Origin of the sequence: Sphaerotilus microaerophilus, assembly GCF_023734135.1 — a bacterium.
In the GTDB taxonomy this organism is placed as follows: domain Bacteria; phylum Pseudomonadota; class Gammaproteobacteria; order Burkholderiales; family Burkholderiaceae_C; genus Sphaerotilus; species Sphaerotilus microaerophilus.
The window spans coordinates 2,335,986-2,347,442 of the sequence record NZ_AP025730.1 but is presented as its reverse complement, the minus strand read 5'-3'; the positions used below and the strand labels follow the sequence as shown (position 1 = coordinate 2,347,442).

11 protein-coding genes and 1 tRNA gene are annotated in these 11,457 nt (G+C 70.3%); 8 read left to right on the top strand and 4 right to left on the bottom strand.

All coding sequences use genetic code 11. The features are described 5' to 3' along the window. Nucleotides 1-44: 44 nt before the first annotated feature. On the top strand, nucleotides 45-695 hold the full coding sequence (locus NGK70_RS10240) for an energy transducer TonB (protein WP_251973129.1): 651 nt from the start codon (nucleotides 45-47) through the stop codon (nucleotides 693-695). Nucleotides 696-752: 57 nt separating this feature from the next. Here NGK70_RS10240 and NGK70_RS10235 read toward each other — a convergent pair whose 3' ends face one another. Then, a complete protein-coding gene (locus NGK70_RS10235) occupies nucleotides 753-1,688 on the bottom strand; it encodes a histone deacetylase family protein (RefSeq protein WP_251973128.1) in 936 nt (311 codons plus the stop codon). Between the two features lie 69 nt (nucleotides 1,689-1,757). Between NGK70_RS10235 and NGK70_RS10230 the strand changes: the two genes are divergently transcribed. The 7 genes from NGK70_RS10230 to NGK70_RS10200 all read left to right on the top strand — a co-directional run bounded on the left by NGK70_RS10230 (nucleotide 1,758) and on the right by NGK70_RS10200 (nucleotide 8,866). Next, complete coding sequence (locus NGK70_RS10230; protein ID WP_251973127.1) at nucleotides 1,758-2,708, top strand: AAA family ATPase; 951 nt, start codon at nucleotides 1,758-1,760, stop codon at nucleotides 2,706-2,708. Beyond that, nucleotides 2,708-3,775: a DUF58 domain-containing protein gene (locus tag NGK70_RS10225; RefSeq protein WP_251973126.1), complete on the top strand. Its 1,068-nt coding sequence runs from the start codon at nucleotides 2,708-2,710 to the stop codon at nucleotides 3,773-3,775. Before NGK70_RS10230 ends, NGK70_RS10225 begins: the two co-directional genes overlap by 1 nt. After that, nucleotides 3,772-5,901 carry a transglutaminase TgpA family protein gene (locus NGK70_RS10220; protein WP_251973125.1) on the top strand — a complete coding sequence of 710 codons (2,130 nt, stop codon included), beginning with the start codon at nucleotides 3,772-3,774 and terminating at the stop codon, nucleotides 5,899-5,901. The genes NGK70_RS10225 and NGK70_RS10220 overlap by 4 nt, the downstream gene beginning before the upstream one ends. A gap of 45 nt (nucleotides 5,902-5,946) precedes the next feature. Continuing rightward, on the top strand, nucleotides 5,947-6,519 hold the full coding sequence (locus NGK70_RS10215; RefSeq protein ID WP_251973124.1) for a TMEM165/GDT1 family protein: 573 nt from the start codon (nucleotides 5,947-5,949) through the stop codon (nucleotides 6,517-6,519). A 57-nt stretch (nucleotides 6,520-6,576) separates the two neighbouring features. Next, nucleotides 6,577-7,254, top strand: coding sequence for an electron transport complex subunit RsxB (gene rsxB / locus NGK70_RS10210; RefSeq protein WP_251973738.1), 678 nt, complete (start codon nucleotides 6,577-6,579; stop codon nucleotides 7,252-7,254). 104 nt (nucleotides 7,255-7,358) lie between these two features. Next, a tRNA-Ala gene (locus tag NGK70_RS10205) sits at nucleotides 7,359-7,434 on the top strand. 289 nt (nucleotides 7,435-7,723) lie between these two features. Continuing rightward, nucleotides 7,724-8,866, top strand: coding sequence for a branched-chain amino acid ABC transporter substrate-binding protein (locus NGK70_RS10200; protein WP_428985586.1), 1,143 nt, complete (start codon nucleotides 7,724-7,726; stop codon nucleotides 8,864-8,866). Between the two features lie 155 nt (nucleotides 8,867-9,021). Here the strand turns inward: NGK70_RS10200 and gltA are convergent, their stop codons facing one another. The 3 genes from gltA to NGK70_RS10185 form a co-directional block, all read right to left on the bottom strand. Then, nucleotides 9,022-10,332, bottom strand: a complete 1,311-nt coding sequence (gene gltA / locus NGK70_RS10195) for a citrate synthase (protein WP_251973736.1) — start codon at nucleotides 10,330-10,332, stop codon at nucleotides 9,022-9,024. Between the two features lie 77 nt (nucleotides 10,333-10,409). Beyond that, a complete protein-coding gene (locus NGK70_RS10190; RefSeq protein ID WP_251973123.1) occupies nucleotides 10,410-10,682 on the bottom strand; it encodes an FAD assembly factor SdhE in 273 nt (90 codons plus the stop codon). 53 nt (nucleotides 10,683-10,735) lie between these two features. Further along, nucleotides 10,736-11,440 (bottom strand): succinate dehydrogenase iron-sulfur subunit, encoded by a 705-nt coding sequence (locus tag NGK70_RS10185; protein WP_251973122.1) that lies wholly within the window; start codon nucleotides 11,438-11,440, stop codon nucleotides 10,736-10,738. Between the last annotated feature and the right edge of the window lie 17 nt (nucleotides 11,441-11,457).

Genomic DNA, 11,457 nt, shown 5'->3' with positions numbered 1-11,457 from the left:
GGGCGGTTGCGCCCGGGCCGGCACGCCGCGGGCTCCTCGCCGGCTTGGCCGCTGCGTCGCTGCTGGCTCACCTGGGCCTGCTGGGCCTGCTCACTGGCGAGCCACCATCGGCCGGGCGGCGGCCCGCCGATGGCGCGGCCAGCAGCCGGCCCCGCAGCGTGCTGGTCCGCAGCACACCGGTGCCCGACGACGCGAGCGCGCCGGTACCGCCCCCGGCGATCGAACGGGCCGCGGAGCCGCCCCCCCATGCAGCACCGCACGACGAAGCGCCATCGGCAGAAACGGCTGCGTCGAGTCCGCATCAGACCCCGTCCCAAACCCCGGCCCTGGCCGGCCCGGCGCTGGCAGGGCCGGATGATGGCGCCGAGTACCTGCCCCGCAGTGCGCTGAGCGTCGTGCCGCAGCCCCTGGGCGAGGTGCTGCTCACCTACCCACCGGGGGCGCCACCCGGCCGCCACCGCGGTGAGCTGACGCTGTTCATCGACGAGCAGGGCAGCGTGCAGCGGGTGCGCATCGACAGCGGCGAGGCCGAACTGCCGGTGGTGTTCCAGGAGGCGGCGCGGCAGGCCTTCCTGGCGGCGCGCTTCACCCCGGGCGAGTTGCAGGGCCGCGCCGTGAAGGCGCGCATGCGCATCGCCGTGGAGTTCGAGGCCACCGAGGCCCCCGAAGGTGCCGAGGACCGCGGGCCGCGCTGACGCTGAAGTTGAAGCTGAAGTTGACGTTGATGCGATTGCGGCACCGGCCCGCGCGGGTCAGACCCCCGCCAGCACGCGCAGGTGCGCGGCCACGCTGCGCGCCAGCGAGCTGAGCACGTAGCCGCCCTCCAGGCAGGAGACGATGCGGTTCTTGCAGTGGCGTTCGGCCAGGTCCACCAGGCGCTGGGTGATCCAGGCGTAGTCGGCCTCGACCAAGCCGAGCTGGCCCAGGTCGTCCTCGCGGTGGGCGTCGAAGCCGGCGGAGATGAAGATCATCTCGGGCTTGAAGCGCTCCAGCGCGGGCATCCAGTTGGCGTCGATCAGCTCGCGGATCTCCATGCCGCGCGTGTAGGCCGGCACCGCCACGTTGACCATGTTGTCGCCCAGCGGCACGCCACCGCTGTAGGGGTAGAGCTGGTCCTGGAAGAAGCTGACCATCAGGATGCGGTCGTCACCGGCCACGATGTCCTCGGTGCCATTGCCGTGGTGCACGTCGAAGTCGATGATCGCCACGCGCTTGAGGCCGCGCACGTCCAGCGCATGGCGCGCCGCGATCGCAACGTTGTTGTAGAAGCAGAACCCCATCGCCTCCGAGCGCGTGGCGTGGTGGCCGGGCGGGCGGATGGCGCAGAACGCGTTGATGGCACGGCCGTCGATCACCGCATCGGTGGCCGCCACGGCCGCACCGGCCGAGCGCAGCATCGCCTGGCGGGTGCCGGGACACACGGTGGTGTCCGGGTCCAGCGCCTTGTGCTCACCCGTCTCGACCGCCTGGCGCAGGAACTCGTCGAGCTCAAGCAGGTAGCGCTCCGAGTGCGCCAGCATCAGGTCCTCGTGGCGCGCCAGCGGCGGGTCCATGCGGGTGAGTGCAATGTCCAGGCCGGTGGCCAGCAGGTGGTCCTCGATCGCATCCAGGCGTTGCGGGCACTCCGGGTGGCCCGCGCCCATGTCGTGGCCGCGGCAATCCGGGTGCGTGAAGTAGGCAGTCGTCATGGCGTTCTTCGGCTGTGGCGGGCGAGCACCGGCAGCCAGCTCCTCTTTTGTTCGGGTATGGTCGACAGGATGCAGGACCAAGTTCACAAGCACCTGACACAGCAAACCAGCCAGCAGCTTAACCGGCTGCTGGAGCAGGTCGGCAGCATCGTCGTCGGCAAGCCAACGCAGATCCGCCATGGCGTGGCCTGCCTGCTCGCCGGGGGCCATCTTCTCATCGAAGACCTGCCCGGCGTCGGCAAGACCACCCTGGCGCATGCGCTCGCGCAATCCTTCGGACTGGCGTTCGCCCGCGTCCAGTTCACCGCGGACCTGATGCCCAGTGACTTGATCGGCGTCAGTATTTACGAGCGCGCGCGCGAGGGCTTTGTCTTTCATCAGGGTCCGGTGTTCACGCAGGTGCTGCTGGCCGATGAGATCAACCGCGCCGGCCCGCGCACGCAGAGCGCGTTGCTCGAGGCCATGGAGGAGCACCAGGTCAGCTGCGACGGGCAGACCCGCGCACTGCCGGAACCCTTCTTCGTCATCGCCACGCAGAATCCCGGTGACCAGCTCGGCACCTACCCGCTGCCCGAGAGCCAGCTCGACCGCTTCCTGATGCGCATCCAGCTGGGCTACCCCGACCGCGTCGCCGAGCGCAGCCTGCTGGCCGGCGAGGACCGGCGCGGGTGGCTGGCGCGCCTGCAGCCGGTGATGACCCCCGCCGAGCTGCGCAGCGTCCAGGACAGCGTGCGCGCGGTGCACGTGGCCGAGCCGCTGCTGGACTATGTGCAGGCCCTGCTGGCCGAGACGCGCTCGGGCCGCTGGTTCCGCCAGGGCCTGTCGCCGCGCGCCGGCCTGGCATTGCTGCGGGTGGCGCGTGCGCACGCGCTGCTGCAGGGCCAGGGCCACGTCAGCCCGGACGACGTGCAGGCCGTCGCGGTGCCAGCGCTGGCGCATCGCCTGGTGCCGGTGCCCGGCGCTGGCCGCGGTGCCGGCGAGCAGGTCACGGCCATGATCGAGGCGCTGGGGTTGGTGTGATGGCGGTCTGGCCGGCCCTGCGCCGCCGCTGGCAGACCTGGTGGGACACCCGGCACCCGCGCAGCGACCGCCTGCTGCTCACGCAGCGCAACGTCTACATCCTGCCCACCGGCGCGGGCTGGCTCTTCGCCGTGCTGCTGCTGACGCTGCTGCTGGCCTCGATCAACTACCAGCTCAACCTCGGCTACCTGCTCACCTTCGCGCTGGCCGGCATCGGCCTGAGCTCGATGCACAGCACCCACGCCAACCTGCGCGGCTTGCAGCTGCTGGCCCAGGCGGGTGAGCCGGTGTTCGTGGGCGAGGCGGCCAGCCTGCGCATCACGCTCAGTGAGGCGGCCCCGTCGGCCCGCAGCCGATGGTCGGTTCGCCGGGCCCGTCGGCCGCGCCACGGCATCGGCCTGCGCCTGAGCCCCAGCGGCACGCACAGCGGCTTCGCCACCCGCGGCAGCGAGGGCTGGACCTGGGCCGACCTGAGCGCCGGCGGCGAGGGCCGCGTGCTGCTGGCCCAGGTGCTGCCGCGGCGCGGCTGGCAGGGCTGCGGCAGCGTGGCGCTGGAAACGCGCTTTCCCTTCGGCCTGTTCCGCGCTTGGGCGGTGTGGCACCCGGCGGGCCGCTGGCTGGCCTGGCCGGCGCCCGAAGCCCCGGTGCCGCCGCTGCCCTGGCAGGCGGCGCACCCAGGCGAACAGGCCAACGTGGGCAACAGCCCGGCACTGGCCGCCGACGAGCCCCTCGGCCTGCGCGCCTGGCGGCGGGGCGACCCGATGAGCCAGGTGCACTGGAAGCGCAGCGCCCAGGCCCTGGCCGGCGACGGCAGCCTGGTCAGCCGCGAGACCGGCGGGCACCCGCCCGATGACCTGCAGCTGGACTGGTCCGCCCTCACCGGGCTGGACGCCGAGCGGCGCCTGGCGCGCCTGACCGCCTGGGTGCTGGCGGCCGAGCAGGCCGGCGTGCCCTACACCCTGCACCTGCCAGGCAGCCGGCTGGAGGCGGGCCTCGGCCCCGGCCAGCGCCGCGAGGCCCTGCAACGGCTGGCCTGCTGGGGCCAGCCTGGGGAGACCTCGCCATGACGGGCTGGCTTTCGCGAGCCGGCCGGGGCGGCCTGCATTCGCACCGCCCCGGTGGTGCCGGCCTGGGCCGGGAGGCGCGCGACACGCTCTTCCTGCTCGGCGTGATCGGCTGGACCCTGCTGCCGCAGCTCGCCCACGTGCCGCTGTGGTGTGCGCTCTACGCGGCGGCGGCCTTGCTGTGGCGCGGCTGGATCGCCCTGCGCGCTCGCACCCTGCCCGGCCGCCGCTGGCTGCTGCTGGCACTGGCCGTGGCGGCAGCCGGCACCGTCTGGAGCCACAGCAGCCTGCTCGGCAAGGAGGCCGGCCTGACGCTGCTGGTGCTGCTGGCCGCGCTGAAGACGCTGGAGCTGCGCGCCCGGCGCGATGCGGTGGTGGTGTTCTTCCTCGGCTTCGTGCTGGTGCTGGCGGCCTTCCTGCGCTCGCAGTCGCTCGCGGTGGCGCTGGCGATGGGCCCCGCGGTGCTCGGCCTGCTGATGGCCCTGGCGCTGGCGCACATGCCGGGCGGGCACCCCAGCCTGCGCTCGGTGCTGGGCCTGACGCTGCGCAGCGCCGCGCTGGGCACGCCGGTGATCGTGCTGCTGTTCCTGTTCTTCCCACGCCTGCCGCCGCTGTGGGGCCTGCCGGGCGCGGGGGCCGGCCAGACCGGTCTGTCCGACGAGCTACAGCTCGGCCAGGTGGCCGAGCTGGCCAGCGACGAACGCCTGGCGATGCGGGTCGAATTCCTCGGCGCCCCGGTGCCCCCGCGCGAGCTGCTCTACTTCCGCGGCCCCGTGCTGCGCCGCTACGACGGGCAGCGCTGGCGGGCCGACGATGGCGGCATCAGCCTGGCCCCCCTGCCCGGCCAGCTGGCCGGATTGACGCTGGCCGCGCCGCCGCTGCAGGTCGAGCTCGACAGCCCGCTGCGCTACATCGCCACGCTGGAACCCAGCCGGCTGACCAGCCTGCCGTTGCTGGAATTCACGCCAGAAGTACCGCCGATCGCCGGGCTGGAGGAGCGCCCCGCGCTGCGCGACGACCTGCACTGGCAGACCCGCCAGCCACTGACCGAGCGGGTGCGCGTGCAGGCGCAGGCCTTCCTGACGCTGCGCCACGTGGGAGCCAAGGCGGCCGATGCGGACAGCCGGGTCAAGGACGACGAACGCACGCTGCCCGCTGGCGCGCACCCACGCACCCGCGCCTGGGCCGCGGCCCTGCGCGCCCAGCCGGGCCTGGCCGACGCGCCGCCGCAGCGCTTCCCCGTCCAGGCCAGCGAGGCGGTGCTGGCGCACATCCGCCGCGCCGGCTATGCCTATACCCTCGCCCCCGGCCTGCCGGGCGACACCGATGCGGTCGACAGCTTCTGGCTCGACCAACGCGAAGGCTTCTGCGAGCACTACGCCGCCGCCTACGTGGTGGTGATGCGCGCGCTCGGCGTGCCCGCGCGCATCGTCACCGGCTACCAGGGCGGGCGCCTCAACCCGGTCGACGGCCTGCTGGAGATCCGGCAAAGCGACGCCCATGCCTGGGCCGAGATCTGGCTGCCCGACACCGGCTGGACGCGGGTGGACCCGACGGCCGCCGTCGCGCCCGAGCGCATCCGGCTCGGCCAGCGCCTGCGAGCGCCACCCGGCCTCATTGCCGGCACGCTGGCCCAGGTCGACCCGGCACTGATCGAACACCTGCGCCAGCTCTGGAGCGCCGCCGACCACCGCTGGAACGACTGGGTGCTGCAATACGGCCGTCAGCGCCAGCAGGACCTGCTGCGCGACATCGGCTGGGACGCACCCGACCTCTACAGCGCGGCGCGCACCCTGCTGACCGCCCTGGCGACGCTGGGCCTGGCCGGCGCCGCGTGGGCGGCCTGGGACGGCTGGCGCAGCCGGCGCCGCGCGCCCTGGCTGCGCGCCCTCGCGGCCGTGCAGGCCGAGCTGGCCCGGCGGGGCCTCACCGAGGCGCCGCGTCTGCCTGCCCGTGGCCTGGCCGACGCGGTGCAGCGCCACTGGGGAACGGACGGCGAGGCACTCGCTGGCGCGCTGCGGCAGCTCGACGCCTGCCGCTATGGTCCGGCCGACCAGCCCGCCTCCCACCCCCCGCTCTGGCGTCTCAACCGGGACCTGCGCCAGGCGCTGCGCAGCCTGCCCCGCTGAGCCCCCCGTTACACTGCCGCCGCTCGAACCACCGCCAACGCTCGCATGACCCTCGAAGCCCTGGCCATCTCCACCGGCGTGGTCGCGCTCGGGGAGATCGGCGACAAGACCCAGCTGCTCGCCCTGCTGCTCGCGGCACGCTTTCGCAAGCCCGTGCCCATCATCCTGGGCATCCTGGTGGCCACGCTGGCCAACCACGCCGGCGCCGCCGCGCTGGGTGACTGGCTCACCCAGCTGATCGATCCGCAGTGGATGCGCTGGATCCTCGGCGCCTCCTTCCTGGCCGTCGCCGCCTGGATGCTGATCCCCGACGAAGCCGACGAGGTGGAGGGCGGCGGCAGCGGCCGCTGGGGCGTGTTCGGGCTGACGGTGGTGGCCTTCTTCCTCGCCGAAATGGGCGACAAGACCCAGATCGCCACCGTGATGCTCGCCGCCAAGTACCACAGCCTGGTCACCGTGACCGCCGGCACCACGCTGGGCATGATGATCGCCAACGTCCCCGCGGTGATGCTCGGCGAACGCGCCACGAAGTTCGTGCCGATGCACGTGGTGCACCGCATCGCAGCCGTGGTGTTCGCCGTGCTGGGTGTGCTGGTGCTGCTTGGCGTGGGCACCTGAGCCCGCGACACGAACCTCCGTTTGCCGAGCGCCTTCCGATCCGCCGCCGTGTCCACCATGCCCGAGAACACACCTGCCCCGACGGCCAGCGCCGAAGCGATCAATGCCCTGCTGCCGCAGACCCAGTGCACCCGCTGCGGCTATGACGACTGCCGGGCCTACGCCCAGGCCGTCGCGGTGGGCGACGCCGCCATCAACCGCTGCCCCCCAGGGGGCGCAGAGGGCATTGCACGCCTCGCATCACTCACCGGTCAGGCCGCTGCAGCCCTTGATCCGTCGTGTGGCACAGAGACCGAACGCACCGTCGTCTGGATCGACGAGGCCTGGTGCATCGGCTGCACCCTGTGCATCCTGGCCTGCCCGATGGACTGCATCGTCGGCGCCAACAAGCGCATGCACACCGTCGTCGAGCCGGACTGCACGGGCTGCGAACTCTGCCTGCCCGTCTGCCCGGTGGACTGCATCCAGGTCGAATCCGCCACGCCAAGCCGCACCGGCTGGCAGGCCTGGAGCCCAGCGCAGGCCAGCGCCGCGAAACAGCGCTACGACGCGCGCCAAGCCCGCCAGCAACGCCTCTCGGCCAGCCATGCCGAGGCCCTGGCGGCCAAGGCACAGCACAAGCTTGCCCACCTGGCCGAACTCACCAAGGCCAACTCACCCGCTGAGCTCGATCGCAAGCGCAGCATCATCGAAGCCGCCCTGGCCCGCGCACGCCAGCGCCGCGCCCCCACCTGATCTGCGACGACCCGGCGGCGCGCCAACAACGCGCAGCCCGCCAACCGACCCCTGCCCCTTGCGCCAGCCTGAGTAGGCTCTGCTATAATTTTTCTTCTTTCTGTGGGGGGGTAGCTCAGCTGGGAGAGCGTCGCGTTCGCAATGCGAAGGTCGGGAGTTCGATCCTCCTCCTCTCCACCACGGATCCAGGGGCCTGTTGTCTGCAAAGACCACAGGCCCTTTTCTTTGTGCGTCCCACAAATCTGCCGTGACCCGGTTTCGCATCGATCCTCACCTTGGGTTGCAGGTTTCCGACCTCCGGGGACGTGTCCCGTGGCGAACATCGGGCCCCAGAGTGCCGAGGGTAAACCCTGACCAAGGGCATAATCCCAATGCTGACAGTGCGCTTGCGGGCTGTTGGTTCTGGCGAACCGAGCCGGCCGGCGTATACGGTGCAGGGGGTTCGTTCACGTCCACCTCATTTCCATCCATGATGTCCCCCATCCGAATCGCCGCGATGCTGGCGCTGGCCGGCGCTGCCGGCAGCACCTTTGCCCAACAAACCCTGGTGGTCAAGATCGGCCACGTGGCCGCCCTCAGCGGGGGGGCCGCCCACCTGGGGCGTGACAACGAGAACGGCGCCCGCATGGCCATCGACGAGCTGAACGCCAAGGGCGTCCTGATCGGTGGCAAGAAGGCCCGCTTCGAGCTGATGGCCGAAGACGATGCCGGCGACCCGAAGCAGGGCACGGCCGCGGCCCAGAAGCTGGTCGACTCCAAGGTCAACGGCGTGGTCGGCCACCTGAACTCGGGCACCGCGATCCCTGCGGCGAAGATCTACTCGGACGCCGGCATCCCGCAGATCGCGCCGTCGGTGACGAACCCGAAGTACACCCGCCAGGGCTTCAAGACCACCTTCCGCATGGTGGCCGATGACGCGCAGCTGGGCGGCACGCTGGGCCGCTACGCAGTGCAGCAGCTCAAGGCAAAGCAAGTGGCGGTGATCGACGACCGCACCGCCTACGGCCAGGGCGTGGCCAGCGAGTTCGAGAAGGCGGCCAAGGCGGCCGGCGCGACCATCGTCAAGCACGAGTTCACCACCGACAAGGCCACTGACTTCACCGGCATCCTCACGTCGATCAAGGGCGCCCGCCCGGACGTGGTGTTCTACGGCGGCATGGACGCTGTGGCCGGCCCGATGATCCGCCAGATGAAGCAGCTGGGCATCAAGACCAAGTTCATGGGCGGTGATGGCGTGTGCACCGGCGAGCTGCCCAAGCTGGCCAGCGGTGCACTGGCCGACGGCGAGGTGATCTGCGCGATCGCCGGCGGCGTCGAGACGGCCCAGAAACCGGGGTTCGACAAGTTCAAGGCCGACTTCAAGAAGAAGTTTGGCGCTGAGGTGCAAATCTACTCGCCCTACACCTACGATGCCACGATGGCGATGGCCGCCGCGATGGTGAAGGCGGGCTCGGCCGATCCGGCCAAGTACCTGCCGGTGCTGGCGTCGATCAGCCACCCGGGCGTGACGGGCACGATCGCCTTCGACGAGAAGGGTGACATCCGCAACGGCGCCCTGACGCTGTACACCTACAAAGGCAGCGAGCGCGCCGAGCTGGCCGTGGTCCGCTGAGGGGTTGCGCCCGCCTGGGTCGACGCCGCTCTCTGGCGGGCGGGCCGGGGCGCGGTCCACCCAGATGAAGAAAAGCCCCCGGGGATGTCCCACGGGGGCTTTTTTTGGGCGCGTCGGCAGCCGGCCATGCAAGGCCAGCTGCGATGGCCCGACGATCAGCGCTCGTTCAGCGGCTTGACGTTGCGGGTGGCCGCGCCGACGAAGAGCTGGCGCGGACGGCCGATCTTGTACTCGGGGTCGGCGATCATCTCGTTGAGCTGGGCGATCCAGCCGACCGTGCGGGCCAGCGCGAAGATCGCGGTGAACAGCTGCACCGGGATGCCGATGGCGCGCTGCACGATGCCGGAGTAGAAGTCGACGTTCGGGTAGAGCTTGCGGGCAACGAAGTAGTCGTCTTCCAGCGCGATCTTTTCCAGCGACATCGCCAGCTTGAACAGCGGGTCGTCGTGCAGGCCGAGCTCGTTGAGCACCTCGTGGCAGGTCTCACGCATCAGCTTGGCGCGCGGGTCATAGTTCTTGTACACGCGGTGACCGAAGCCCATCAGCTTGACGCCGGAGTTCTTGTCCTTCACCTGCTCCATGAACTCGCCGACCTTGGCCACGCCGCCCATGGCCTGGATCTCTTCCAGCATGTTCAGGCAGGCTTCGTTGGCGCCACCGTGCGAGGGACCCCACAGGCAGGCCACGCCAGCCGCGATGGCGGCAAACGGGTTGGTGCCCGACGAGCCGCACAGGCGCACCGTCGAGGTGGAGGCGTTCTGCTCGTGGTCGGCGTGCAGGATGAAGATGCGGTCCAGCGCACGCTCGATGACCGGGTTGACCTTGTAGTCCTCGCAGGGAGTGGCGAACATCATGCGCATGAAGTTGCCGGCGTACGACAGCTCGTTGCGCGGGTACATGTAGGGCTGGCCGACGCTGTACTTGTAGGCCATCGCCACGAGCGTGGGCATCTTGGCGATCAGGCGGATCGCCGCGATCTCGCGGTGCTCGGGATTGTTGATGTCCGTGCTGTCGTGATAGAAGGCCGACAGGGCGCCCACCAAGCCGGTCATGACCGCCATCGGGTGCGCGTCACGGCGGAAACCGCGCAGGAAGAACTGCATCTGCTCGTTCACCATCGTGTGGTTGAGCACACGCTTGTGGAACGTGCCACGCTGGTCACCGTTGGGCAGATCGCCGTACAGCAGCAGGTAGCAGGTGTCGAGGTAGTCGCACTGCTCGGCCAGCTGCTCGATGGGGTAGCCGCGGTACAGCAGCTCGCCCTTGTCACCGTCGATGTAGGTGATGGTGGAGTTGCACGACGCGGTGGACAGGAAACCGGGGTCGTAGGTGAACTTGCCGGTCTGGCCGTAGAGCTTGCGGATGTCGATCACGTCCGGGCCGACGGTGCCCTTGTAGATCGGCAGATCCATCGGCGCCGAGCCGTCGGAGAACGAGAGGGTGGCCTTCACGTCGGAGGGGGTCATCATTCGTGTTTCCTCGTAGTCAAATCAGCGAATCGGCTTGAAGCCAGGGGCGGGAGACACCCGGCGCGCATCGCGCATCACCTCTGCGGGCGCTGTCGCAGCTGTGCCAGTACTTCCAGGACATCGTCCCGCGCGAGCTCCCCCTCGGGTTCGCGGCGCGCGAGCAGGAGATCGAGCAGATCGTTGTCGGCCAGGTCCATCAGGACTTCCAGGGCGCCCGCCTGCCGCACCGTCAGGCTCTGCTCATGGATCGCGAAGAAGCGCTCGATGAACAGGTCATTCTCCAGCAGGCCGCGGCGGCAGCGCCACCGCAACTTGCTGAGGGAGCCGGCGTCAAGCAGAGTGTCCATGCGGGGTCTTGCGAGGGGCTGACCAATGGGATCCGGAAGCGGGCCGATGGCGGTCATACCGCCCGGCGCACCATCAGTTCCTTGATCTTGCCGATGGCCTTGGTGGGGTTCAGCCCCTTCGGGCAGACGTCCACGCAGTTCATGATGGTGTGGCAGCGGAACAGGCGGTACGGATCCTCGAGGTTGTCGAGGCGCGCGCCGGTGTCTTCGTCACGGCTGTCGGCGATGAAGCGGTAGGCCTGCAGCAGGCCGGCCGGGCCGACGAACTTGTCCGGGTTCCACCAGAAGCTCGGGCAGCTCGTCGTGCAGCTCGCGCACAGGATGCACTCGTACAGGCCGTTCAGCTCATCGCGCTCCTCGGGCGACTGCAGGCGCTCGGTCTCTGGCGGCGGCGTGTCGTTGACGAGGTAGGGCTTGATGCTGTGGTACTGCTTGAAGAACTGCGTCATGTCCACGATCAGGTCGCGGATGACCGGCAGCCCCGGCAGCGGCTTGAGGACCACGGTGCCCGGCAGGTCGCGCATGTTGGTCAGGCAGGCCAGGCCGTTCTTGCCGTTGATGTTCATCGCGTCCGAGCCGCACACGCCTTCACGGCAAGAGCGGCGGAACGACAGCGTCGGGTCCTTGGCCTTGAGCTTGATCAGGGCGTCCAGCAGCATGCGCTCGTGACCGTCGAGTTCGATCTCGATGGTCTGCATGTAGGGCTTGGCGTCCTTGTCCGGGTCGTAGCGGTAGATCTGGAAGGTGCGAATGGCCATCTTGATTGCTCCTGCGG